Source organism: Actinomyces sp. HMSC065F11, from assembly GCF_001813085.1.
In the GTDB taxonomy this organism is placed as follows: domain Bacteria; phylum Actinomycetota; class Actinomycetes; order Actinomycetales; family Actinomycetaceae; genus Gleimia; species Gleimia europaea.
The window spans coordinates 50745-75466 of record NZ_KV811482.1; the positions used below are offsets into that span (position 1 = coordinate 50745).

A 24722-nucleotide genomic window follows, 5' to 3' on the forward strand; every position below is an offset into this window, starting at 1 on the left:
CGGTTTTCTCCCTCCCGCGGGTCAAAAACCGCTCCGGTCCTTTAGCCGGGCGGCCATTTGCCATGCCCGGCTCCGTTTCAACTCCACGGAGCACACCTGATGTCTACATACGGATACGGCCGTCACGAACATGGCCAAAATTTTCTCACAGACCAAAAGATCATCAACACCATCGTCGATCTTGTAAAACAAACCACCGGCCCCATCATCGAGATCGGGCCGGGAAGCGGTGCCCTCACTCACCCGATATCCCGCTTGGGGAGGGCAATAACGGCAGTTGAGGTAGACGCAAAACTAGCTGCCAAACTCACAAAAAAGACCGCCTCGGCGTCGGTCGAAGTGGTCCATGATGATTTCCTTAACTTCCCGTTACCCGCCACTCCCTGCGTCATTGTGGGAAACATTCCCTTTCACCTCACCACTGCCATTCTTCGAAAGTTGTTGCATGCGCCGGCATGGACTGACGCTGTACTCCTCATGCAGTGGGAAGTCGCTCGCCGCCGGGCCGGGGTAGGCGCAAGCACGATGATGACGGCTCAGTGGTCCCCATGGTTCACGTTTCACCTTGGTTCCCGAGTACCAAGGTCTGCTTTCCGTCCACAGCCTAACGTTGACGGGGGGATCTTAGTGATCCGCCGGGTGGGTGACCCGAAGATCCCGATAGAGCAACGCAAAGCCTTTCAGGCTATGGTGCACACCGTTTTCACCGCCCGGGGACGCGGGATAGGGGAAATTCTCCGAAGGGCAGGGTTGTTTTCATCACGTTCAGATACACAATCATGGTTGCGCTCGCGAGGAATCGACCCCGCAACCCTACCCCCCAGATTGCGCACCAGCGACTGGATCGATCTCTTTCAGGTGACTGGTTCCTCTCCATCGCACCATCGGCCAATTTCACAATCGGGAAGTAGTCAACGCCCTCCTCAACGCAAAAAACGAGGCCGGCGGCGTTAATCTCCCCGCCACCCAAACCGAAATCCACCAGTAGTAGTGGACGACCAGTGCTGGTCTACCGTGAGCCGGGTTATGACAGTGACGTGTTCTCGTCGGGCACAGTCATAGTTCCCGGCGTTGCCGGCGACAGGGTTCTATACCCAGCAGCGGGGCCGATCAAAATTACCCGCACGGGGAACGACCCTGCTGGTGGTTTCGATTTTGATGGAAGCGAGGAGATTAGCCCCTCGACAACTCCCCGTAGCTGGCGAACAGTAGCTCCTGGCGCTGGCGCTCGTTGGTGAGTTTGCGTGCCACACCGAAAGCTTTATTTACTTCTCGGTCCATTTCGTCGTGAGCCTTGAGCAGAGTTTGGTCCATCGCTAACGGGTTGTAGTGCTCCGCGAGTGACCCCTCGGGGTGCCGCTCGCGGGCCCGCAGTACCAACTGTCCAGCGTCGATGATTCGCTGCTGCGCTTTCTCATCTAGTTCACACGGAGCTGGTCCGAAGGAGTAGCTCCCGGTGTACTCCGAAGAACGGAAAAATGAATAGTGGGGATACATCGACTTCCATTTTCCATTCTCCCGGCTCAGAGTATTGAGGGGGCTGGGACCGGGTCCGTAAACCCTTTGTGTTTTCCACGCACAGCGGTTTATAGCGACGATCCCTATAGGTTTTCCGCAGAACCTATATGTATTTCTGTGCACCCCCATGTTGTCCGTTTTAGCGGTATTTCGTTGCTACTTCCGCACTTGCGAATAAAATGGTTATTTATCGCCGACACTCCGTCGAGTTCAAGTTCAACGTGTAGTGCTTAACCTCTGCGATGAACTCTTTGATCCCGGGACGTGATGAGGACTGGGGCTATTGTGCTCCCCCGAACGCTACGGCCCGGGGGCACGAGGCTGTGTCGCAGGTGCAGGCGAGAGGACCACTAGCGAAACACAGACCGCTGAGTCGACGCAGTCACGGTAAAGACGGAGCCGTCTAGGCGGTGCTCGAGGTTGCGCGAGATACGGTGACGCTGGGCGTCGGTAAGCGATGCGCATTCGGCGACATCGATGGAAAGCTGGACTTTGCCGTCCGTCGTGTTGACGCCCTGGCCGCCTGGAGTCGACGATTTCGCGAAACGCTCCGCGAGATCGGCGGCGATGACCGCACCGTCGGGGATCCCCGGGCCGGGCGCTATGGTCAGGTCGTTCATGCCGCCCAGCCTAGGTGCCCACAACCCTTTCTCGTCTCGGCGGAAGCGGAGACCGCGTCGCGACGGCCGGGATCCAGCCTCAGTATTATCCTCGTCACCGGTTGATTCGAACGCTTTTTGCTCCTCCTTCTCCCGTCGGGCTTCGATTTCAGCGGCCTCCGTAGGTGGCAGTGATCGCTGGATCCGCTCGAACTACCGGTTCCGATCAGCGGTCGAAGGATTTTCGCAGCAGCCGGACCTGCGGCGCCGGTGCCGCCGCCGTAGCCTGACGAGCATCCCCGCCATGACGGCCATCACGACGGCGGTCCCGGCACCGATGATCCAGGGATTACCGAGGAGCCCACCGACGCCTGCGAGTGCTCCGCCCGCCGCGATGAACGGCAGGCCGCAGCAGAGCAGCGACGGAAGCGCGCAGCATGCCAGCAAGAGCAGCCCGGTCACTGCAGCGACGACGGGACCGGCGCGCCATTCGTCGCGGTCCTGATCGGCGCTCATCGTCTGCTTCAGGATGAGATCTCCCCGATTGCCTGCGTTGCCGTTCATGCGCAGCACGACAGCAGCGACGGGTCGGTGGTGAAGGCCTTCGCGGCGATCCGGATGCCCTCGGCCATGGTCAGGTAGGGGGCCCAGGCGTTGGCGACCTCGGCGACGGTCCTGCCGAGCACGTGGACGCCTGCGGCGGCGAGCTCCCCGGCGTCCTTGGCGACGGCGGTCAGGCCGAGGATCTCGTTCGTCTCGGCGTTCACGACGATCTTGATGAACCCGCGGGTGTCGCGGTTCACCAAGGCGCGGGGCACATACTCCAGGGGCAGGACGCGGCAGTCGCAGCGGATCCCCGCGGCGAGGACGTCCTTCTCGGTCATCCCGACCGCGCCGATCGCGGGCCCGGTGAACGTCACCCGCGGCAGGCGGGCGTAGTCGACGGACCGGTCGGCGTCGGCGAACGCGTTCTCGGCGACGAGGGTGCCGTGGTGGGCGGCGACGTAGACGAACTCGGGGTGCCCGGTCACGTCGCCCGCGGCCCAGACCCGCGGGTTCGAGGACTGTAGCCGGTCGGAGACGACCACCTCGCCGGAGTCTCCGGTATTCACCCCGACCGCATCGAGGTTCAGGCCATCGGTGACGGGACGGCGTCCGAGGGCGACCAGGACCTGGTCGGCGCGGAACTCCTGCGAGCCGCCGGACAAGGCGGCGGTCACGACGGCCTCGCCTCCCGTGCCGCGGGAGACCCGGGTGGGCACTGCGCGGCTGACGACGCGGATGCCCCCGTCGGCGAACACCTCCTGGAGCGCCTTCGACACCTCCGGCTCCTCCTTCGAGGCGAGCCGGGACCGCACGAGCAGCGTGACCTGCGAGCCGAGGCGGGCGAACAGCTGCGCCTGCTCCAGGGCGACGTAGCCGCCGCCGAGCACCAGCAGCGACTCGGGAACTTCCGTCAGCTCCATCGCCGTGGTCGAGGTCAGGTATCCGGTCTCCTTCAGGCCGTCGATCGGCGGTGCCCACGGGCGAGAACCAGTCGCGACCAGGTAGTGGTGGGCCTCGATGGTCTCGACGCTTCCGTCGGATCCGGCAACATCGAGAACCGGCGCATCAGGGGTGCCCACGAACGAGGCGTCGCCGCGGAGGACCTGCCAGCCGTAGGAGTCGGCGACGTCGGCGTATTTCTCGCCGCGCAGCGACTCCACCAACGCTTGCTTCCCAGCGATCAGCGCGGGCATGTCGACGGGATCCGCCGTCGTCGCGATCCCGGGGAACCGGGTTGCGGCGTCGACCGCGACGTGCCGCGCGCCGGCCGCGGCAATGAGCGCCTTCGACGGGACGCAGCCCGTGTTCACGCAGGTGCCGCCGAGCGTCCCGCGCTCGATCATCACCACCGACTTCCCGAGCGTGCTGGCGCGGATCGCAGCGGCGAACGCGCCGCCTCCCGATCCGATGATGGCGAGATCGTACTTCGTAGGCATCGCTACTCCTGTCAACTCTTGGCTTTCTGCTCTGTCTCAGCCATACTGGACCTTCCAGTGCAGGGGAAGGTCAAGCGCGGCCACGGAGGGAGACAGCAATGTGGATCGGAGAACTCGCCGAGAGGGCGGGCACTACCGCGAAGACCCTTCGCTTCTACGAGGAACAGGGCCTTCTGCCCCCGACCGAGCGCACGCCGTCCGGATACCGCGACTACGCGCCCGAGACGGTCGCTCGGATCGACTTCATCCACCGCGGCCAGGCCGCGGGTCTCACTCTCGCCCAGATCCGCCAGATCCTCGACATCCGCGACGGCGGCCATGCGCCCTGCGAGCACGTGCGCGACCTGCTTGACGTGCGCCTCGCTGAGATCGAGCAGCAGATCGCGCAGCTCTCCGTGCTGCGCGACACTATCGCGGACCTTAGCCAGGACGCCGCGCACCCGGATCCTGAAACGTGCAGCACCGATCAAGTGTGTAGGTACTTGTAGACGGCAGAAGTCAATGACTCAAACGCTACAACCCCGATATGCGCTAGCGCATGTCGATGCCGCCGGTGCCCACTTCGATGATTTTGGTGGTGGCCGCGATAGCACACAGCAGCGGCATCGGGGCGGAGGCCTGCAGCGCGAAGTGGTGGACTCGGAAGGACGCGTTGTTCACGCCGATTTCGTCCGCAGCCTGGGTGATCTCCAGACGAGTCTTGGCGATCTTTTCCGCAGATGGCCCGCACTAGCTGTCGAAGGCGTAATGCCCGAAGCTTAAGAAGCCGAACGCTTTCATTGGATAACACTCCTTTTGATGGTGTTAACGAGAGGGGGTAACTTTGCAACGACATACCGTGGAGTTCAAGTTCAACGTTTAGGACTCAATCCGGTTTTCGCTTAGGGCGGCTTCGGGCTTCCGAGGCCGCCTTTTGTGTCCTGCGCTCGCTCAAGGTCTGCATCCGGAACGCGAAGACAGTATCGTTGTGAACCGTTAATAAACTCGTCGGATCCCACATAATTACGGATCCAAGACGAGGCTAGCGATGAAATGCCGTTAAGGTGCTCTTTCTCCGGCACCGTGAGTAGGAGATTCCCCCCCCATACGTAGCCTGAGAGCCTTTTATTATTTTGGTAGCTCTGAGCTCAACGGGCGCGATCGAGGCCCAACGTATACACACGGTGCATCTAATAAGTATCCATTTATTTGGGATACGTTTGTGCGAATATCCTCATGGAAATATATGGGCGCATTGGAGATGGGACGCAGGCTTACAACCACAACCGTGACGCCGGCGTTGAACTTGGCATTATTCCCCCATTTAAATGAGGTATAGGCGTACCCGATCTCTACGTCTTGTTCGTGAAGCAGGGGGGGACAGAAGACCGACGTGTTCGCCCTGGGTAATGGAGTTGGTAGAAACAAAGGCCAGCTCGGCACGGGTGCCGGAGATGTAGCGGCGCCCTTGATAAACCAGAGAGAAATGTAGTCGAGCTTCTTCGGGTACTTGGAGCTACCGAAAACCACCGGGTAATCCGCCTTCTGCTCTGTGGTCTGCATGCTCGATCCCACATATGGTGGGTTGCTGATCAGGTAGATCTCGTCTTCGCCGTTGTTCGGGCAGGCCTCGTCCCAGTCTAGGCGCGTGGCGTTACCAGCGTGGATCTAACCTGTTTCTTTCAAGGGGATGAGGGGGATGGAGATGCCGAACTGCTTCTTGAACTCGCGGTTCATTTGGAGTATCCCTTGAGAACTTGTTCTCAAAGATCCTATTTTCAACATGCCGGCCTTGCGCAATTAAAGTGGTAGCGCGTATGCTCATACTGGTCATTAGGTTAGGCTAACAAAAGCTGGAGGGCGAATGATGGCGTTTTCGCCTAGCAGTGCATCGGGCGCGCGAATATCGAAGATTTTAGCGATTTTCCTCTTTGTGGGAGTGTTCTTCGCTCTTTCTTCGTCTCTTACGGCGAATGCACAAGAAGAAGAGGATTGGCAGCCGGTAGTAACAAAAATGGAAGAGTACCTGGAGGGTATTCCTGCCGAGTATGCTTCGGGAGATTCTAAGGCAGTTCAACACTCCATCAGAAAAGCTTACTATGATATTTACCAGGTTTCCGGCCTTGAAGATCAAATTCGCCACAGGCTCGGGCGGGATAGGCAAGAAGACTTTGTTGCAGTTTTGCTAAACGTGCGCACGCTTTCCAATGAGGGGGCACCTCAAGACGAGGTCGAACAAGCGGTAAAAACTGCCATTGACCATCTAAATAAAGACGTTGCCGAACTTGCCACCACTAAGACTATTTCAGATCAGTGGACTAGGGTAGCCCAAGCAATCGTGGAAAATATTGACACCTCTGTTAAAGAGTACGGCGCGGGTGATGTGGATAAGGGCTACAAGCACGCTACCGCTGCCTACTTACAACACTATGAAGCCGAGGGGCTAGAGAAGGCAACAATCTCCTACATAGGGCAGGGGCGAGTTTCTGAAGTTGAAAACGGATTCCGAGATCTGCGTCAGGGAATTCGTGGCGGATTGGCACACGATGAAGTTGTCAAGATAGCTGAAAACTTAAAGTCAATGGTGAATGAGGACGCCACTGAGCTGGACAAGCTGGCTGGTTCCAATGAGGGACTTGGGTGGAAGGGATTCTTTGCCTCGTTCCTAATTCTGCTGCGTGAGGGTGCTGAAGCCCTCCTGGTTGTGGCTGCTGTTATTACCTATGCTATGAAGGCAAAGCGTAAGGATCAGGTAGCTGGAATCATAGTCGGCGTGGTCGCAGCCATCGTTTTGTCGGTAATGATCGCTATAGTGCTGGCTCGCCTCACATCAAACGTTTCAGGGTTGGCACAAGAGTTGATCGAGGGCTTTACCGGTATTGCTGCGGTGCTGATGCTCATATACGTTTCCAACTGGATCTTCTCCAAGTCTCATGGGGCCAAATGGAATGAGTACATGCAATCTGTTGCCGGATCTAAGACTCAGTCGGGTGGCGTATTCGGACTAGCCTTGGTTGCGTTCCTGGCGGTATTGCGTGAGGGCGCGGAAACCATATTGTTCTTCTCTCCTATACTCACCGCGGCGCGTTCCGGTTCGGATTACGCATTCATTTGGCTTGGGGTGGGAGTTGCACTAGTCATTTTGATAATCCTATTCCTACTGGTGTGGGTATTTGGAGTTCGTCTACCAATCAGGAAGTTCTTCCGGTGGACTTCGGTTCTGTTGGGCATGTTGGCAGTTACCATTGCGGGTGGCGCTGCTAAAGAGTTCCAGGATGCAACTTGGCTGCATACAACTGATGTTCCGGGCGTACCGGAAATAGCTGTGCTTGGTCTTTACCCAACGGTTCAGACTTTGGTGGCACAGGCAATTGTGGTTGTAATTCTCATAATTTTGGCTGTTGTGCAATATCGCATCAGCAAAAACACAAAACGGGAGAGCTGTGCTAGCGCAGCAAATAACGAACAAAGATCGGTGAAAGATACAACTTCTGTTTAGTCAGTAACGTTACATCAGTTCTAACATCTCCAATTTTGGCCGGGAAATCCCGAAACACGAAAGGAAAAATAAATGAAGATCAAGAAAGCAATGGTTGCTCTTGGAGCGGCATTCGCGCTTACCTTGAGTCTTGCTGGTTGCTCGAATGATTCTGGTGACAAGCCCAAGGATGAAAAGGGTACTTCTGTGCAGACTACCGCCGACGAAAAGACGAGCTCTGCTGAAAAAGGGCAGGCAGTAGGAATTAACGAAATTCCGGTTGGCGATTCAGGCCCGCAGACCAGTGGTCCGTTAACTGTTGATTTGGTTTACTTCCAGGCAATCGACATGGAGCAAGGCTCGGTGCTAGTACCGCCGGCTTCCGAATCTGACATGCACTTCGAAGTTGACGTTGCTACCAATGAGAAGGCTGCTGAAATCGGTTATGAAGCCGATCAGTTCATGCCTTACTTGGAGATAAACGTGAAAATTTATGATCAGGCCACGGGTGGCTTGGTCAAGGATTTAGGGACGATGATGCCCATGGTGGCTTCTGACGGCCCGCACTACGGAAATAACATCAAGCTGGAACCGGGCGAGTACCGTGTTGAAGTTGAGATTCCTTCACCTGCTGACAAGTTCATGCTGCACACTGGAAAAGATACCTCCGCTGTTGACGGGCGTTTCTGGACCGAGCCACTGAAGTTCACTTTCGAAAACTGGAAGTGGGACGGCCAGCTGCTTTAAGCTAACCGCGTGTGAGAGCTCGGGGCATTGCCGCCGAGCTCTCACACTTATGTACAGTTTCATGATCGGTTATTTTAACTAAATAATCTAGTAGCTATTTTTAACTTTTTGCAGGGATTTACATGTTGGAATTGTTCATTGTTTCAATTCAAACGGCGCTTCCTTTGTGTCTAGCGGTGAGTATTTTGGTAGCCAGCCGAGCTCATGCACCTATGGAGCGACAAACGGTTGCCAAACTAACTTTTGCTTCAACCGCTATTGGCCTTTTGGGCGCGGGTGTTTTCACATGGTTGCGGTTGAACACCCCGCACGTTGATATTCCTGTTTTTACCGCCTGGGCGGGAATCGCGCTGTTTATTACCATGTTCGCGTTTTTGGTAATGCTTTGGTTGTTTGGCGATAGGGATTTGCATGATATAAACCAGGGAATGCGCCACCGGGGGCTGACCGTAACCGCGATATTGGCTATATGTACCTCTGCTCTTTACTATGCGGTTCCATATTTTTATTCCACCGATTCGATTGTGCACACGGGTGGATCAGTTTTTGAAACCGCCTCCCTTTTACGTTTGGCCGGGTTTTCTTTAGGAACAATTTTGGCGGTGGTTGCCTGTTGGGGATATGTCCAATGTGCGAAAAAAGTTCCTTGGTGGGTGCGCACCCTAGTCACTTCGGTAGTTTTCATGGCGATGATACTGCCCCGCATGATTTTGCTGTATCAACAGTTCGCTACGAGGCGGATAGTGCCGTCTTTCCCCGGCCTATTTGACATAGTTTTGTGGATTCAACGCAATGAGGCGATGACTCAGCTGATACTAGTGTTTCTAATTGCTTTCCCTGGTTTTATAGCGCTGTGGACGCAGGTTAAAAAACCTCCACATAATCCTGCAGAGCGCCGTTTACAAAAAGCAGACACCATAAGCCGCCGTCAATTTTTTGGTTTATCTTCGGTCCTTGCAATTGCGTTTGCCTGGTCGTTGACGGATGGAAAGAGACGCTCAGAGTATGTTCCTGAACTAACAGATTTGGAAGCCACGACCTTGGAAGGCGATTTTGTATACGTGGATCGTCTGCTGGTTTCTGATGGTCACCTACATCGTTTTGGGTACAAAACAGCAAACGGAGTGGAAGTTAGATTTTTGGTGGTGCGTAAAAATGAGGTCGCTTTTGGCGTAGGTTTAGATGCCTGTGAAATTTGCGGAGATTCGGGATATTACGAAGATAAGGGAAAAATAATTTGTTCTAAGTGTGACGTGATGATGAACGTGCAAACCATTGGATTCCCCGGCGGTTGCAACCCGATCCCAATCAAATATGAGGTGGAAGATACTCGCTTAAAGTTTTTCGCTGAAGAGTTAGAAAGCCACGAGAAGGTGTTTAGCTGATATGTTTTTCTGGATTATGATAGCCCGCGCGTTGCGTAGGCAGGCAGTTAAACGCCTGATGATAGCTGTGACAGTAATGTTGGGTGCTTCCCTTACAACATCGATGCTGGCGGTGATGTTTGATGTTGGAGATAAAGTGCAAGAAGAACTCAGCTCTTATGGTTCTAATTTGCAGGTTCTTCCCCAAGGTAGGGCAATGGCCGCGGATTTGTACAATATTGACTCTTCCGAGCAGGGCGGCGGCGCGCTGCGGGAAGATGAATTACCGAATATGAAAACCATATTTTGGACGTACAATATTGAAAACTTCACTCCCTATTTGGAAACAAAGCTTGAAGTAGACGGTAAAGAAGAGCAGGTGCGGGGTACCTGGTTTGATAAAGAACTCGCCATTCCAACCGGAGAAAAGGTTATGACGGGTATGGACGGCATGCGGGAATGGTGGAAATGGGAGGGAACTTGGGGAAAGACGCCTAAAGAGGTAATAGTGGGTTCCCGTATTGCCACAAAGAATGATTGGAAAGTTGACGATACTTTACAAATTCGTGATAAAAACGGTGATGTTGTCGATGTGGTTATTTCCGGAATTTTTACGGGCGGAGATGCAGAAGATTCGCAAATATATGCAGATCTTGATCTGGTTCAACAGCTTACCGGGCGGGATAATGAGGTTGATCGGGTAGAGGTACGCGCAATTACTACGCCGGATAATGATCTGTCTCGTAAAGCTGCTGAAGATCCTACATTGCTCACTTTGGACGAGTGGGAAACATGGTATTGCACGGCCTATGTTTCCTCTATTGCCTATCAGATAGAGGAAGTTATGACCAACGCAGTGGCTAAGCCCGTACGTCAAGTTGCAGATACTGAGGGGGAGATCCTTAATAAAACTGAGCTTATCATGGCTTTTGTTGCCCTATTTGCAGTGATTGGATCGTCTTTAGGGATTGCGAATTTGGTGTTCGCTTCGGTTATGGAGCGTTCACGTGAAATTGGTTTAATGAAGGCTATAGGTGCACGAAACCGAGAAATTATTCGACTCATGTTGGCAGAGGTTCTTATCGTTGGGTTGTTTGGCGGAGTTGTTGGATTTGCTTTAGGTTTCGGATTGGCTCAACTAATCGGACACATTGTTTTTGGATCCGCTATAGCTATGCGGCCAATTGTGGCCCCTCTAATGGCGTTAATTGTGTTTGTAACCGTACTTTTGGGATCTTTGCCTGCCATCCGTTCACTGGTACGTGTGCAGCCGGCCCAAGTGTTGCACGGGAGGTAACCGTGAAGAATAAGCATACTGCGATGTATTTGCGCATGATCTGGAAGGCGTTTTTAAATCGGATTACCCGTGTTTTCATTGCCTCCCTGTCAATAGCGGTGGGGGGTACAACTTTGGCCGCATTGGGTTTGGTGGCCTTCACTGTTCCGGCCCAAATGAGTAAGGAGTTGCGTGCGTTTGGTGCCAATATGGTTGTATTGCCTGATTCTTCAGAAAACCTTACGGATGGCACATTGCAGGAAACTGATTCCATAGTTGGCAACAGCGTACTTAAACGCGCCGGATACCAGTATGGAAACCTACTATACAATCAGCAGCCATTGCAGGTAATGGCAACGGATTTGGACGCTGTGCAAGGTGTCCGCCCATATTGGAACTTAGATGGGAAAATGCCTGCTAATGATGATGAATTCTTGGTGGGCGCAGATGTGGCTACGCGTTATCGTTTCTCAATTGGGGATGAGGTTGGTCTGATGCAACCCACGTCTGAAAATGCGGTCTCTAAACAGATGAAGGTTTCTGGAATTATTCACACCGGAGGGCCGGAAGACGAGCAGATAGTAATGAGCACTAAAACACTAAGTGAATTTTTAGGAGATCGTGGTTATGACATCATCGAGTACTCAATAGATGCAGACTCTAAAGTAATTGCGCAATACGCCAAACAAATAAACACTAAAGTAAAAAATGCTGACGCTCAAGTAGTGCGCCGTATTTCAGAGGCGGAAACCGGAATCGCCACCACTTTGCGTACCTTAATTTGGATAGTTTCGGCAATAATATCGCTGCTCACCTTGATAGCGGTTTCCACAACTCTTAATTCGATAATTTCGGAACGCTCCAAGGAAATCGGATTGAAGAAGGCTCTTGGTGCACTGCCCGGTGATGTTATGCGCGAATTCGTAGGAGAATCGCTTATGCTGGGAGTATTCGGGGGGACGTTAGGTGCAGCTACAGGGGTGTGGATCGCAGCGGAAATATCACGCCGTGTGTTTGCCATAAACCTGAATATAAATTGGTGGGTCGTGCCAATAACACTCATATTTTCAATAGTCATAGCGATGCTGGGCTGTTTGATGCCAGCACGCAGAATCACCAAAATAGATCCTTCACAAGTTCTAGGGGGAGAATAATGCCCGCAGATTCTATATATTCAGTACGCTCGGCTAGTCGGCACTACGGCGATCTTGCGGCACTCGACAACGTGAGCTTGGAAATTCCGCGTGGTCAATGGCTTTCCATAGTGGGCCCATCTGGTTCGGGGAAATCGACCCTGATGAATATTTTGGGTTGTTTGGATTCCCCCACTTCGGGTGAGGTTCTTTTAGAAGGCGACCGCCTAGATAAAATGGGCGAGGTGGAGCTGGCAGATGTGCGCCGTCATAAAATCGGCCTAGTGTTCCAACAGTTCCATCTTGTTAAACACCTAACCGCTGTGGAAAACGTGATGTTGGCGCAGTACTATCATTCGGTTCCTGATGAGCAGGAAGCGCTTGAAGCACTGGAACAGGTGGGGATGAAAGACAGAGCTACGCATCTACCTCATGAGCTTTCTGGAGGGGAGCAACAGCGTGTTTGTGTGGCCAGAGCTTTGATAAATCGTCCGGCCGTGATACTCGCTGATGAACCCACCGGAAATTTAGATGAGACTAATGAAAAAATAGTTATAGATTTCTTTCATCGCCTGCATGAAGAGGGAACAACTTTGGTAGTGGTAACGCATGATGCCGAAGTGGCTGCACAAGGGCAGCGACAAATAATTTTAGAGCACGGGCGAATTGCCCAAGAGGTTACCGATCTGGCCGATTCTCCTATAAAAGAATTACGTTTCGGTGAAACTTATTAACAGGAGCCGAATAATCACAAAATGCCAAATATTTAAAAGTTAGAAAACTTGGAGGGCCTTATGGGAAGTTCCCGATTGTTAGCTATAGCAGCGATTGTGGGAGTTGCAGTACTTGGCGGATGCTCGGCCGATGTGCCGGCTGCAAACACTTTGCCAGATGGGGAATATGAAGGAGTTTCACAAAAAGAAGCTGATGGTTCTTACGGCACAGTGAATTTCACAATTAGTGGAGGAAAAGTCACTAAGGCAAACTTTTTAGTAAAGGATGCTGATGGTACGCCCCATGATGAAGATTATGGTTTGGGAACCGATGGCAAAGCACATGATCCGATTTTTTATCAAAGAGCGCAAGACGCGATAAAGCACGAAAATAGCTATGTGCAAAAGTTCCAGGAGACGTCGGATCAAAATCAGGTTGAGCGCATCGCTGGTGGATCTCTTTCACACAGATTATTCATGCAGGCGGTTGAAGACGCCGTGCTTAACGCTGGCGCCGAAAAGTAAGACCCGGTAATCTGAGTGATCGGGCATGGTTCATGTAGCTTTCCCGCTATGGGTACGTTGGTGTGCGCCACTTGGGAACCGGCGGGGAATGTTGAAGAAATTCAGCGTCTTATTCGTCAACGAGTTAGGGAACTAGAAAATAGGCTTAGCATATTTAAGCAAACTTCGCAGGTGGTCGCACTTAGCCGTATTTTAAATGCTGGTTCGGAAGATATTTTGAAAAAATTCAGAAGCTCCCTCTTTCATTCTTCCAACGTTTACAGCTTGGCAGAGAGCGCGGAAGTTGGTTTGGAAAATCATGATGCTGGAGCTGAATTACTTTTCCGATTGGAAGATATATTGCAAGCAAATCGGTTTTCTTCCGATCTGGCACGAGTCATGGAAGCATCCGTAAAATTCGCGAATTTGACTCAAGGCGCATTTTACCCGTTTTTGGGCCGTCAAATGCATGTTTGGAAAAAATTGGTGGCTGAAAGGGCGAATAGAGAATTTGAGCTTAGTGATTCCATAATTGATTTTGGAGGTATCGCCAAGGGGTATGCGGCAGATCAGGTGCGTGATTTGGTAGTTTCTAAGGGGGGGAAAAACGTGGTGGTGTCATTTGGTTCCTCCTCTATTTCGATTGCGGGTGACCCAGTATGCGTTGGCCTGCAAAGCCCTTGGGAGGGATTAGAAGAGTTTGGGCACTTGTTGCTTACTCATCCGGCGCTTTCTGTTAGTGCTGATACAGCTACGCGAATAGGTTCGGGTAAGCGCGTTAGCCATGTTTTAGATCCAAGTACTGGAAAACCGGCATCTACGGACCTTGTTGCCGTTTTAGTTTGTACGGCTGATGGTATGGAGTGTGAGGCTTGGGCAACCGCGTTCTTAGTGTTGGGTTTGGAAAGAGCTATGGATTTGGATGCGACTCAACAGCACATAGACACGGTTTTTTTCACGGCAGATGGTCGGGTGCTAGCTAGTCCTAATTTGCAGATTACTGCTCATCCGGGAGTGCAGCAGTGGCTGGAAGCACAGCGAGTTAGGACTCAATAAAAAGCTTTTAGTTTTGGGTGTAATGCTGATTTAAAACACTGTTAAATACAGCGGTATTAGATAGGCTGGCATATTCCGAATTTGCATCGCACAAGAAGATTGAAGTCTGAGCTGTCGTCGATCCTGATTCCCTCAACTCTCGCGCTTTGTCGAGCTTGCGAATAATTTGTTCGGGCGCGTGTTTACTGGACTTTTTCACCATTGCTCCATTCTCCCCACCTAGTGGCGGGGTATCAATGGACCACACTCAAGTCACCTGGACCTAAAAACTTAGGACACTCCAGGGTGCGCCAGATTAAAAGCACCCGCAAGCCGATCGTGAAAACCCTTTTGCATAAACTTGACGACCAGGCATCCCTAAAATCATCCTACAATACGAGCAGTGTTGGTGAGCAAAGCGCGAGGTAAGTAACCAGCATGGGATTTTAATCCTCAAATGGTTAAGTGGTCTTTACAGTATCGTGTGTGAAGTGAAAAGCGTAGCTTGCTGGGGGCGAGCTGGTGTGTGATGTGTTTGTTTGCAGGGGAAAGCTATTTTTATGATCATTTAGATTCGCACCAAACACCTTAAAGACATTGGTAAGGCTTACCTAACAGGTTATTATAGCCTTGGCTCGCGACGGGTGAAGCCTTAGACTCGCACAATGCGTTCTAATCGACACTGAAGTAGAAGTAAGAGACACATGAAAAACAAATATATAGCTGGAATCCCAGCAGTTCTTTTTGGAACGATGATAGCGATAGCGCCTATGACAATCGCTCAGCCTTGTCCAATTCATGGTGACCATCCGATGATGGCTTGTCACTGGAGTGCTAAAGCCTCGCTCGGTATTGGCGCCATGATAGCCGTACTGGGTCTTATTAACTTCTTAGTAAAGGCTCCAACACGCATTGGCCTAAATATCTCAGTAGCAGCCACTGCGGTATTGGAAATATTAGTGGTTACGTTGCTCATAGGCGTATGTGATATGCCAACCATGCATTGCAGGCAGGTAATGTTGCCAACTCTCGTAATAGTGAGCGTTTTGGCGTTGCTGTGTGCGCTTGTGGCTATATGGTTTGACTGCCGTAGTGAAAAGATCGCGAAATAAAAGTGCGTAAACACTGTAAATAGGCACTCAAGAAGGGTTGTTCCATGGCAGGAAAAAGTTCGTCGGTAGGTGTCGGGCTACGAAAGCTTCCACAGGAAAATCTTAAATATTACTCGGGACGCACGTTAGGTCTTTCAATCACAGTAATTGTTTTAAGTGTTATTTTTTTCTCCGGTACCTTCATGTCATTAGCTCTTAGCCGAGGGTTTTCTGCTATGGAGGAACGCATGGGGGCTGATCTGATTGTGTTTCCAAACGAACACCAGCAGGCAGCCGAAAGCTTTCTACTTGGTAAGTCCAAAGAAAAATTTTATTTTAACGATGACTCTATATTGGAAGAGGTACGTAAGGTAGAGGGAGTTAAAGCTGCAACCCCTGAAACCTACTTGACCTCACTTGATGCTGGCTGTTGCGCGGTGGATGTACAGATCATTGGATTCAACCCAAAAACCGACTTTGTAGTGCAACCGTGGATAGCCAGTGAGTATGCTGGTGAGCTTAAAGATGACGAAGTTATAGTAGGCGCTGACGTGTTTGCTGACCCAAATGGGCAGGTGCGTCTTTTTAATGAGTTTTGGCATGTTGCTGCTAAGTTAGCGCGCACAGGAACTTCGTATGACACCGTTGTGTTCGTAAATCAAAACACAGTGGAGAAAATGTTTAAATATTCTTCGCAAGTGGAGTATATTCACAACCCTCCAAACGGTAGAGCAATTTCGTCTATCTTGGTAAAAGTTGATCCGAACTATCCGGCAGAAGCCGTAGGGGATGCTTTGGCCAATAAAATGCAACATGTGGGTGTAGTTTCCTCTGCGGGAATGGCATCGCAGGTAAAGGCTAATGCAATAACTATAATCGGTTACATTTGGTTGATAGTTGCAATGTTTTGGTTGGTTGGCCTGATAGTTTTGGTAGCAGTTGTGGCCACATCCGTAGGTGAACGTAAAAAGGAATTGGCATCATTACGAATAATGGGAGCGACTCGTAAGAACCTCATGTTTATGCTAGGGAAAGAGTGCTTTTTCATCGGCTTGGGTGGTGGATTGATTGGTGGCGTATTAGGGGAGGTAATAATGTATCCCTTTGCCAATCTTATACGTGCCAAGTTGGAGCTTCCCTATGTTGATATAAGTTTTGCAACAGCGTCTGTAATAGTTGCTTGCTGTGTAATCGGAGCCCTCCTCATTTCTATACTCGCAGCGATAATAGCTGCTGGTAAAACCTTGAAAAATGAGACTTATTTGACTTTGCGTGCGGCAAGGTAAAGGGAGGGAAAATGGCGAATTCTGTCGTTGTGCAAGCCAGTGGATTAACCCGCGAGTTTTACCGGCGTGGAAGCTATTTTAACGCTGTGGAAGAGGCAAATTTACAGGTTAGTAGCGGGCAGATGGTAATGATTCAGGGCAGATCCGGCAACGGGAAGAGCACCTTGCTTAATATGCTTGCTGGATTGTTGCAACCAACTAGAGGGCAGGTTCGCATATGCGGCCAGCTTTTAGGCGACTTGGATGATTCTGAGCTTTCGACTTTGCGTGGCAGCAGAATTGGATATGCTACGCAACAGGAAACTCTTATCGCTAGTCTTAACGTTCGTGAAAATATTTTGTTACCGGCGTTGATCGCTAAAGAACGGGGTATAGAAAAACCTTACGACGTCAATGCGCGGGCTGAATCACTAATGAAAGCTTTGCAAATTGAGGGCCTAAGCGAGGTTTACCCGCGGGAACTATCTGGGGGTGAGACGCGCCGTGTAATAATTGCGCGCACATTGATAAACATACCTGAGGTGGTCATAGCAGACGAGCCCACGGGAGATCTAGATGAGGAGTCTACCGGATTGGTAATGAATTTGTTGCGATCAGCTACTGATGACGGTGCCGCGGTGATAGTGGTTACACACGATTCGGACACATCTAGCTTTGCCGATCAGATATACACGATAACCAAAGGCGTGCTGAAATAGAATCCAAATCCGACGCGTCTAGTGTTCCCTGAATTGCACTGCACGTATCCGACACTTTCGACTGGAATAATTGCACCTTGCCTTCGGTGTCGGTGAATATAAGTGGAGTTTTGTTTTCGCATCCCTTGATAACTTGGGTTATTACGGCATTTTCATCAGCATCTATATCTAACGTTATTTCGCGTTGAATTTTATTTAGGGTGCTGGCTAGCGCTATAGGGTGCGGATTTCGATAACCTTATTCGCGTGAGTACTGAAGCGCAGGAATGGAATGCACGTTACGCCTCGGAAGAGCGCCTGTGGAGCGGTAAAGTCAACGCTCTCCTACGCAGAGAAATTGAAGACATGAAGCCAGGTACCGTCCTCGATGTTGGGGCGGGCGAGGGGGCAGACGCGATCTGGCTGGCCCAGCAAGGCTGGCAGGTGAGTGCCGTAGACATTTCACAGATTGCTATAGACCGAGCCGAGACTGCGGCTCACAAGGCCTCAGTGAATGTGCGCTGGATTGTCGCTGACGTTCGCGAAGTTAGTGGGGAATATGACCTAGTCAGTGCCTTCTACCCCGTGATTCAGAAGAGCTCCGACTTCTTCGATCATGTTTGTGCGCTCGTGAAACCAGGCGGAACCCTCCTGTTTGTGCACCACATGCCTGACCCGGATAAGCCACGCGGACACGGCCCGGACTTTTCGAAGGTTATGAGCGCGCGCGAAGTCCTCGAAAATCTGTCGCCAAAGTGGACGATCGAGAAATACGAAGTCATTGAACGAGGCGCAAACTCAAAGCACCCCTATGACGAACTGGTACGCGCCCGAAAACTCGTGTAACCAAGAAAAGCGGCCAGTAGACAGTAAGCACCGACAACGGTGCAAATCAAGGGGAATCTGGCGGGTTATTATTCGCATTTCGCCGAGCCCTAATCTTGTCCGCCTTCGCCAGAGTCCTATCCTCGCGGTACGTGCGCAACCGTTCACCAGTCTTTTGTATCTGCTCCACACCTCTCTGGCGGCTTTGGTTGACTGCTTGTACAGAGTCGCCTACAAAACCCGATACAGACTCTTTCCACCCCCGTATTTGAAGTTCGCTTTTTTCTTCAAAGCTGAGATTAACGTGAAGGGCAAAACGCTGAATTGAGCTTTCTGCCCTGTTAGCTGCTTCGATTATCTTTCTAGCTCGTTGGTAATGCGTGGCCCAAACACTGTTCCCCAAGTTCGCAGTGGCACGAATAGAATCGTTCATTCTCAGTAACCGACAGGCTACAGATTCGATTCTTTCCTGACGTGTTCTTTGGATTGAAGCGTGGTAGCCGTCGAAGTGGTCGGGTTCCAATTCTTGTGCGTGTGCGATCTCCAAGACATAAAACCGGTCATGTAGCCAAATACTCCAGCCAAGATTACCGAGCCAGAATGAAAGGTTCTCATCTAGGCTCTGGAAGGATTCGGCTGTTTTCTTCGAGTTACCTTGGCTTGCCGCCAGTTGTTCCACCAAACTCGATATCTGCTCAAGCGCGGTAGTTTCCATGGTGTGGAGGGAGGCGCCTAGGTGACTGATCGTTAACCATTTGGTTGCTGAAACACTGTTATTTGTTCGGTAGTAATCTTCAACTTCTTTGAGAGCATTCGAGATGCCTTCGAGTTCTCCCAAAGACTCCACTTTGCTCTGTCGCAGAAGCGCGTCGAGCTTTGCGTCGATGGTCTCGAGATAATCCTTGATTTCAGCTATCGCTGCTTCGATAGCTGCTTGTGCGATTAGGCTAGCTCCCGCAGTCGCGAATGCCGGGGCCAAGGTGCCAGTACTCCGTATCTCAATTTGTCGAAAAAACTGACCCGGGTTTCCGACAAGATTGAAATCACCGCGCCGAAACGCTCCTCTCACGGGCCCTTTGGTGACGCGTTGCCTCATAAGCTTCGCTGACTCCGGGCTGAGTTTCACGTAGCGGCTTGAGCGCACTTGAAATTCGCTGAATGTGGAGAAAACATTCTGAGCGCGAAATAGGACTTGGGGAGAAACCTTTGAAACGGAAAACCCATCACAGTTATCGAACTCTTCTAAATCCTCATCCTGACTGAAGATAATGAGGCCTTCGCCATCAGAGAAGAATTCGATTTGTGATCCGGAACTCGTCATAGCCAAGACTCTACCGAAAAGCTATGCCTTAAAGAGAGATATTTGGGTCGAGAAAGCTGGAACGTGCATTAACTTTCACACCCCGGTCGTGAGATGTGAAATGAGCATGGTTGTGTTGGGAGTGCTACTGTCGCCTGGACTCGTGATGCCACTTCGAGAGAGTTAGTTTAAATTTGAACAGAACCGCATTCGTTTTGAGAGGAACAGGAATGTCTAAGCCCGTATTGCAGGTTGTTGTTTCAAGTGTTCGCCCCAGTCGAGTGAGCCCAATCGTGGCCGAATGGTTTGCGGAGGAGGCGCGTAAACACGGCGCATTTGAGGTTGAGGTTACCGACCTGGCAGAGCTGAACCTGCCTCTAATGGACGAGCCGAATCACCCCATAATGCAGGCCTACCAGCACGAACACACTAAGCGTTGGGCAAAGATCGTGGAACGCTCGGATGCATTCGTTTTTGTTCTTCCGGAGTACGATCACGGCTACCCGGCGCCGCTTAAGAACGCGATTGACTATCTATTTAAAGAGTGGGCGTACAAGCCGGTCAGCTTTGTTTCATACGGCGGTATCTCCGCTGGCCTCCGTGCTGTGCAGCAGTTGAAGCCAGTGCTTTCGGCACTGAAAATGGTACCAATCACCGAGCAGGTTATGATCCCGATGATTGGCGCACATATTGTGGACGGCAAGTTTGCGCCAAATGAGATTATCGCCGGATCTGTGGCGCCCGCTCTGGATGAGCTGGCCAAGATGGAACGCGCACTCGCCTCGCTACGCTAAAACCTGATACGGCCCATCCATTTCGTGTCCGAGGACGAAGCGAGCAAACAGTCCAGGTAAAGTTTGTTGCCGGCACCAAAAGGTGCCGGCAACAACTGTATGAGCTTGCCTAGCCTCGGCCTCGAACACACATCACGTTAATCTCGGGCATGGGCGCTAGCGGGCTAGACGAGGTCTGCGAAGAACTTATCCCACGGAATATCTAGGGGAGCGTCCTCGGCAACCACGGAGTAGAGGAAGCGGCACAGCGGGTATTCCTCCTCGCGAACCACGCCGCGCTCGGTCAGCTTGCGCAAAGCCGCGCCAACAACGTTGATCGCGGCAACGCCCTCGAGCGTGACACCCTTCATCAGCTCGTCGCGCACGCGAGAGAACGGGATGCCCTCACCAACGTAGCCGCCCGCCTTCACGTTGCGGCCACCCATGGAGGTCACGAACATGTCGCCAACGCCGCCTAGACCGTCAGCCGTTTCCGGCTTGCCGCCCATGAACTTAACGAACGAGCGCAGCTCCTTCTGGCCCTGAGCAAAGAGAGCAGCCCCCATGTTGTACATGACGTAACGGTCATTTTCCTTGCCCTGGCTGCGAAGCAGGCCGTCTGCGAAGCCAGCAGCAAAAGCGTAAATGTTCTTCGTCGCGGCGCCAGTCTCGTGGCCAACGAAGTCAGTGGACGTCCATACGTGGTAGTAGTCCGTGCGGTAAAGGCCAGCCAAGTACTCCAAAGCTTCCTTGTCTTCGCCGGTGAACACAACCGCGGTGTCGTGGTGAACCGCAACCTCACCTGCAATGGAGGGGCCAACAACGGCGTTCCACGTGATCGAGTCGGCGAGCTTAGGATCGAAATAGGAGCGATAAACATCGGGCAGTAGCTTCAGGTTGCCATCCTCATCCGCGCGCATACCCTTAGTTACGCACAGGAAGTGCTGACCGGGCTGCATCATGGCGGCCAACTGCTCGCCCGCCCACTCAACGCCAAACGAGTTCACACCACCCATCACGACGTCCGCGTCCTTGATGACCTCCGTAGCCTCTTCAAGCTGGTGGGCCTGAACCGACTCGGGGACCTTCAAATCAAGGTTGGGGTGCACACCCGTGGTCTGGATCGATTCAATAATCTCGCGGTCCAAGAAGGTGCCAACCAGGTGCACCTCGTTGCCGTTCTCTGCCGAAGGGAACGCAAGTGCCGTCCCCATAATTCCCGAACCAAATACGACTATTTTTGCCATCACTTCTCCTAGTCTTCAACATTCTTCATATCGGTCATAAGCTCCGCAAGGAGTGGGTAAATACGGCTATGTAGCCGCATCCAAGTAACATATTTTTCGTGAGCCTGCGGATTCGGTTCCGTCCTCTCACCCAAATGAGCCATCGCTCGCGCAGCCGATTCAACATCGGGATACGCGCCAACGCCAGCCATTGCAATCATGGCAGCTCCGTGTGCGGACAGCTCATCAACCTCAGACATTACGATTGGAAGGCCCGTAGCGTCTGCAAAAATCTGCCTAATAAAGGGGGACCTGGCCGACCCTCCTGTGGCACGAAGTTCAACCAGCTTTCGGCCCGTCACTTCCTGCACGCGATTCAGATTCTCTGCCAGTAGCATCGCAGTGCCCTCAACAATAGATCTGAAAACGTGGGCACGCGTATGCCCCGTGGTGAATCCCACCATTGCTCCAGTCGCAAACGGATCCCAATCTGGTGATTGGCCTGCATTCCAATGCGGTAGCGTCAACAAGGCGTCAGAACCAGGGGCAATACGGCTCGCCTCTGCCTCCAAAGCTGGGTCCAAGCCTCCCTCTAGAGCAGGATCGCCAAGATTCTTCCTAAACCAGTTGTAAAGCACCGAACCAGAGTTCTGAACGATCTCCAGTACGTAAGTGCCCGGAATACCGCCGATCAGTGTGCGGTAAGCGCGATCGAACTGATACTCGTTCGAATGCGTTCCCGACACAACCGAGGTGCCGATATTCACGTAATCTACATCCGGGTCAATCGCGGCCGTGCCAAGACCAGCGGCCTGACCATCACCAACGCCCGCAACCAGTACAACCTCCGGACTCAATCTCCATTCGTTAGCGAGGCTCGGTAGCAGCGTGCCAATAACATCACCCGCCCTGGTGAACTCCACCATCTGATCTGGGCGTAGCCCCGCGATCTCAAGTAGCTCTTCAGAGAATGTTCGCGCCGCAATATCAAACAGGTTAAGAGTGTCAATCGAGCCTTCTGCAGAAACCCACTTTCCGGTAAGCGCGTGGGACAAGTATGCGTGCACATCAACCAGTTTGAAGGCCTGACTTAGAGCTTCTGGTTCGTGCTTCTTAAGCCAAGCCAGCTTATACAGTGCGGGTGTAGTATCAGCCGGCTTGCCGGACAACTCGTGGATGTGGTCAGATCCGAACTCCTTGATCTGTTCACCCGCTCGCGAATCGAGCCACAAGATTGCCGGGCGGATCGGGTTGCCATCCTCGTCGATAAGCGCAAACGATTCGCGCTGGTGCGTAATCCCAATAGCGGCAATACGCGCCCTGTCGCTCTCGCTCAGGCTACTGACCGCCTCCGTGATTGCCTGATGCGTGGAACCCCACCACTCGCGCGGGTCATGCTCGTAGTGATTCATCTGCGGGGAAAGGAGCTCAATTTCCGCTCGTCCCATCGATATAACGTTTCCCGACGTGTCGATCACAACTGCCTTCGTGGCGGTAGTTGAAGAATCAATAGCGATTACTAATGGGTTGTTCATCTGCTTATGTCCAATCTCTACGCCGTCGTATGTCTCGACCGCAGTGATTTAATCAGTAGCTAAACGCTTATAAGTGGTAGATATTTCCTTGAACTGCTTCACATGATGTCGATTAATCTGTTCATCACTAGATTAACATTGCGAATGTTATTCATAACGTCTGACGAGAGGTTTAGGACGGCGTATTCCGAGTGGTGGCCCAACCAAACCATGTTCAAAAATGCAAGGAATAGAGATGTTTAAAGAGGTCGTGCCTCGCGTGCTTTCGGACGCCGCAGACCTTGTTGAAATCGTCCACGAACTGCGTCAAGTGCTAAACGTCAAAGGGAAGTGAACGGCGCGGAAATAAATGTCAAGAACGCCACATCCGAAGTGTTCCGAGCATTACGCAGATTCCACACAATGGGGAACTAAATGAGATAACTGTCTTAAAATTCGGCACCCAGACGGGATAATTATGAACCGTAGTGGTTGCAAAAACGTCTGCGCAGAATACTAGGAGGTAGGCCTTAAAAACCGGCCGGAAGGTCGATAAACCTCGATAAAATGCCTTTCTGGTTTCTCATTTGCCACGAAATTCACTAAAGTCAATACACAGTTTTGACAATAATTCTGAAACCATCAGGAAATTTTGCGAGCTAAGAGGAATACCAAACGCCTTATGCGACAAACATGACCTGAAGAAAGTCAGAGCCTATGTTCTACTACCTGGCACGCAGGCTTGCCAACTATGCTCTCCTGCTGTTCATTGCCGTGTCACTGGCGTACATCATCGCCTCCAACACGCTAGACCCGAAGGCCGCTTACGACCTCACGGACCCCACGCGTGACTGGGACGCGCTTGAGCGAATGTTCATTGCATACAACATCTCAGACACTGTGCCCGTGTGGGATAGGTACACCATATGGCTTGGCCGCGTGTTCACCGACTGGGACTGGGGCATGACGCCAACGGGCGCCTCCGTGAACTCCATCATCGGCATTCGTATCTGGGTTTCTGTCAGGCTTATTATCATCGGCTCGATTATCGGCATGGTCGGTGGCGTGGCTGTGGGTGCGTGGACTGCAACTAAGCAGTACTCCAAGACCGACCGCATCGTTTCGATCCTCGCCCTCATCATCATCTCTACGCCGGTTATTGTTCTTGCTAACCTCTTGCAGATCGGAGCGACCCAGTTCAACGTCGCAACCGGTACGCAGTTTTTTGAGTTCACAGGCGAGACCGGAACAGTAGGTAACTACTTCGGCGCGGCCCTTGTGGACAGGATGCAACACCTACTGTTGCCTACGATTTCCATGTCACTAACCGGCATTGCCTCCTACTCGCGTTACCAGCGCAACTTGATGCTTGACACGCTCGGAGCTGACTACGTGCGGACCGCGCGCGCAAAGGGTCTCATCAAGTCGAAGGCTGTCACCCGCCACGCACTGCGTACTTCGCTAGTCCCGATGGCAACGTTCTTCGCTTTTGCAGTAGCCACCCTGTTCCTCGGCGCAACCGTTACCGAGCAGGTGTTCGGCTGGCACGGCATGGGCATCTTCGGCGTCTCATCTATTCGCGGTCAAGACATCAACGGCACCACTGCAGTAGTTGCCTTCTCAGGCGTCTGTACGCTAGCCGGTGCGCTTTTGTCTGACCTCCTCATCGTCGTTGTCGACCCGCGTGTAAGGGTGAGCTAAA

26 protein-coding genes and 1 pseudogene are annotated in these 24722 nt (G+C 52.2%); 16 read left to right on the plus strand and 11 right to left on the minus strand.

Going from position 1 to position 24722, the window contains the following annotated elements; translation table 11 throughout:
* Positions 1–99 precede the first annotated feature (99 nt).
* A complete protein-coding gene (gene erm, locus HMPREF2891_RS06680; RefSeq protein WP_070429178.1) occupies positions 100–954 on the plus strand; it encodes a 23S ribosomal RNA methyltransferase Erm in 855 nt (284 codons plus the stop codon).
* Between the two features lie 219 nt (positions 955–1173).
* On the opposite strand, the gene HMPREF2891_RS09780 is transcribed toward erm, so the two are convergent.
* From HMPREF2891_RS09780 to merA, 4 genes are all read right to left on the minus strand, one after another.
* On the minus strand, positions 1174–1497 hold the full coding sequence (locus HMPREF2891_RS09780; RefSeq protein ID WP_049189366.1) for a type IIL restriction-modification enzyme MmeI: 324 nt from the start codon (positions 1495–1497) through the stop codon (positions 1174–1176).
* A 371-nt stretch (positions 1498–1868) separates the two neighbouring features.
* Positions 1869–2138 (minus strand): peptide chain release factor 1, encoded by a 270-nt coding sequence (locus tag HMPREF2891_RS06690; protein ID WP_070568680.1) that lies wholly within the window; start codon positions 2136–2138, stop codon positions 1869–1871.
* A gap of 192 nt (positions 2139–2330) precedes the next feature.
* The gene (locus HMPREF2891_RS06695) at positions 2331–2681 is read right to left on the minus strand and encodes a hypothetical protein (RefSeq protein WP_005293255.1); all 351 of its coding nucleotides are present in this window, start codon (positions 2679–2681) and stop codon (positions 2331–2333) included.
* Positions 2678–4099 (minus strand): mercury(II) reductase, encoded by a 1422-nt coding sequence (gene merA, locus HMPREF2891_RS06700; RefSeq protein WP_070664633.1) that lies wholly within the window; start codon positions 4097–4099, stop codon positions 2678–2680. The genes HMPREF2891_RS06695 and merA overlap by 4 nt, the downstream gene beginning before the upstream one ends.
* Before the next feature lie 98 nt (positions 4100–4197).
* Between merA and HMPREF2891_RS06705 the strand changes: the two genes are divergently transcribed.
* Positions 4198–4587 (plus strand): heavy metal-responsive transcriptional regulator, encoded by a 390-nt coding sequence (locus HMPREF2891_RS06705; RefSeq protein ID WP_005290994.1) that lies wholly within the window; start codon positions 4198–4200, stop codon positions 4585–4587.
* 43 nt (positions 4588–4630) lie between these two features.
* Here HMPREF2891_RS06705 and HMPREF2891_RS06710 read toward each other — a convergent pair whose 3' ends face one another.
* The 3 genes and pseudogenes from HMPREF2891_RS06710 to HMPREF2891_RS09980 form a co-directional block, all read right to left on the minus strand.
* Positions 4631–4759, minus strand: coding sequence for a monooxygenase (locus HMPREF2891_RS06710; protein WP_005293248.1), 129 nt, complete (start codon positions 4757–4759; stop codon positions 4631–4633).
* Between the two features lie 221 nt (positions 4760–4980).
* Positions 4981–5172: pseudogene (locus HMPREF2891_RS09975) on the minus strand (type IIL restriction-modification enzyme MmeI); the annotation flags it as partial.
* Positions 5173–5402: 230 nt separating this feature from the next.
* Positions 5403–5558 carry a DNA methyltransferase gene (locus HMPREF2891_RS09980; RefSeq protein WP_410002359.1) on the minus strand — a complete coding sequence of 52 codons (156 nt, stop codon included), beginning with the start codon at positions 5556–5558 and terminating at the stop codon, positions 5403–5405.
* Between the two features lie 384 nt (positions 5559–5942).
* Here HMPREF2891_RS09980 and HMPREF2891_RS06715 point away from each other — a divergent pair, with 384 nt between their 5' ends.
* The 8 genes from HMPREF2891_RS06715 (at position 5943) to HMPREF2891_RS06750 (ending at position 14349) form a co-directional block, all read left to right on the plus strand.
* Positions 5943–7577 (plus strand): FTR1 family iron permease, encoded by a 1635-nt coding sequence (locus tag HMPREF2891_RS06715; RefSeq protein WP_062614283.1) that lies wholly within the window; start codon positions 5943–5945, stop codon positions 7575–7577.
* A 72-nt stretch (positions 7578–7649) separates the two neighbouring features.
* Positions 7650–8303, plus strand: coding sequence for an iron transporter (locus HMPREF2891_RS06720; protein WP_186822309.1), 654 nt, complete (start codon positions 7650–7652; stop codon positions 8301–8303).
* Positions 8304–8425: 122 nt separating this feature from the next.
* Positions 8426–9688, plus strand: a complete 1263-nt coding sequence (locus HMPREF2891_RS06725) for a DUF2318 domain-containing protein (protein ID WP_034509282.1) — start codon at positions 8426–8428, stop codon at positions 9686–9688.
* 1 nt (position 9689) lies between these two features.
* Entirely contained in the window at positions 9690–10964 is a 1275-nt protein-coding gene (locus tag HMPREF2891_RS06730; RefSeq protein ID WP_016444850.1) for an ABC transporter permease, read from the plus strand.
* Positions 10965–10966: 2 nt separating this feature from the next.
* Positions 10967–12097 (plus strand): ABC transporter permease, encoded by a 1131-nt coding sequence (locus HMPREF2891_RS06735; RefSeq protein WP_083311290.1) that lies wholly within the window; start codon positions 10967–10969, stop codon positions 12095–12097.
* Entirely contained in the window at positions 12097–12810 is a 714-nt protein-coding gene (locus HMPREF2891_RS06740) for an ABC transporter ATP-binding protein (protein WP_016444852.1), read from the plus strand. Before HMPREF2891_RS06735 ends, HMPREF2891_RS06740 begins: the two co-directional genes overlap by 1 nt.
* A gap of 96 nt (positions 12811–12906) precedes the next feature.
* On the plus strand, positions 12907–13314 hold the full coding sequence (locus HMPREF2891_RS06745; RefSeq protein ID WP_230205928.1) for an FMN-binding protein: 408 nt from the start codon (positions 12907–12909) through the stop codon (positions 13312–13314).
* 48 nt (positions 13315–13362) lie between these two features.
* Positions 13363–14349 (plus strand): FAD:protein FMN transferase, encoded by a 987-nt coding sequence (locus HMPREF2891_RS06750; RefSeq protein ID WP_070664634.1) that lies wholly within the window; start codon positions 13363–13365, stop codon positions 14347–14349.
* 7 nt (positions 14350–14356) lie between these two features.
* Here the strand turns inward: HMPREF2891_RS06750 and HMPREF2891_RS09555 are convergent, their stop codons facing one another.
* Entirely contained in the window at positions 14357–14596 is a 240-nt protein-coding gene (locus tag HMPREF2891_RS09555; protein ID WP_148131736.1) for a hypothetical protein, read from the minus strand.
* A 436-nt stretch (positions 14597–15032) separates the two neighbouring features.
* Between HMPREF2891_RS09555 and HMPREF2891_RS06755 the strand changes: the two genes are divergently transcribed.
* From HMPREF2891_RS06755 to HMPREF2891_RS06770, 4 genes are all read left to right on the plus strand, one after another.
* Positions 15033–15440 (plus strand): DUF4418 family protein, encoded by a 408-nt coding sequence (locus tag HMPREF2891_RS06755; protein WP_034509278.1) that lies wholly within the window; start codon positions 15033–15035, stop codon positions 15438–15440.
* A gap of 44 nt (positions 15441–15484) precedes the next feature.
* Positions 15485–16705 carry an ABC transporter permease gene (locus HMPREF2891_RS06760; RefSeq protein ID WP_034509276.1) on the plus strand — a complete coding sequence of 407 codons (1221 nt, stop codon included), beginning with the start codon at positions 15485–15487 and terminating at the stop codon, positions 16703–16705.
* Between the two features lie 11 nt (positions 16706–16716).
* Positions 16717–17403 (plus strand): ABC transporter ATP-binding protein, encoded by a 687-nt coding sequence (locus HMPREF2891_RS06765; protein ID WP_070620975.1) that lies wholly within the window; start codon positions 16717–16719, stop codon positions 17401–17403.
* Positions 17404–17649: 246 nt separating this feature from the next.
* Positions 17650–18228 carry a class I SAM-dependent methyltransferase gene (locus tag HMPREF2891_RS06770; RefSeq protein ID WP_070620973.1) on the plus strand — a complete coding sequence of 193 codons (579 nt, stop codon included), beginning with the start codon at positions 17650–17652 and terminating at the stop codon, positions 18226–18228.
* Positions 18229–18274: 46 nt separating this feature from the next.
* Here the strand turns inward: HMPREF2891_RS06770 and HMPREF2891_RS06775 are convergent, their stop codons facing one another.
* Positions 18275–19528: a hypothetical protein gene (locus HMPREF2891_RS06775; RefSeq protein WP_052038924.1), complete on the minus strand. Its 1254-nt coding sequence runs from the start codon at positions 19526–19528 to the stop codon at positions 18275–18277.
* A 209-nt stretch (positions 19529–19737) separates the two neighbouring features.
* On the opposite strand from HMPREF2891_RS06775, the gene HMPREF2891_RS06780 reads away from it, so the two are divergent.
* Positions 19738–20301, plus strand: a complete 564-nt coding sequence (locus tag HMPREF2891_RS06780; RefSeq protein WP_070620969.1) for an NADPH-dependent FMN reductase — start codon at positions 19738–19740, stop codon at positions 20299–20301.
* Between the two features lie 164 nt (positions 20302–20465).
* Here the strand turns inward: HMPREF2891_RS06780 and HMPREF2891_RS06785 are convergent, their stop codons facing one another.
* Positions 20466–21527, minus strand: a complete 1062-nt coding sequence (locus HMPREF2891_RS06785; protein ID WP_034509267.1) for an NAD(P)H-dependent glycerol-3-phosphate dehydrogenase — start codon at positions 21525–21527, stop codon at positions 20466–20468.
* Positions 21528–21535: 8 nt separating this feature from the next.
* Complete coding sequence (locus HMPREF2891_RS06790; protein WP_083311291.1) at positions 21536–23041, minus strand: xylulokinase; 1506 nt, start codon at positions 23039–23041, stop codon at positions 21536–21538.
* Between the two features lie 696 nt (positions 23042–23737).
* On the opposite strand from HMPREF2891_RS06790, the gene HMPREF2891_RS06795 reads away from it, so the two are divergent.
* Complete coding sequence (locus HMPREF2891_RS06795; protein WP_034509261.1) at positions 23738–24721, plus strand: ABC transporter permease; 984 nt, start codon at positions 23738–23740, stop codon at positions 24719–24721.
* Position 24722 lies beyond the last annotated feature (1 nt).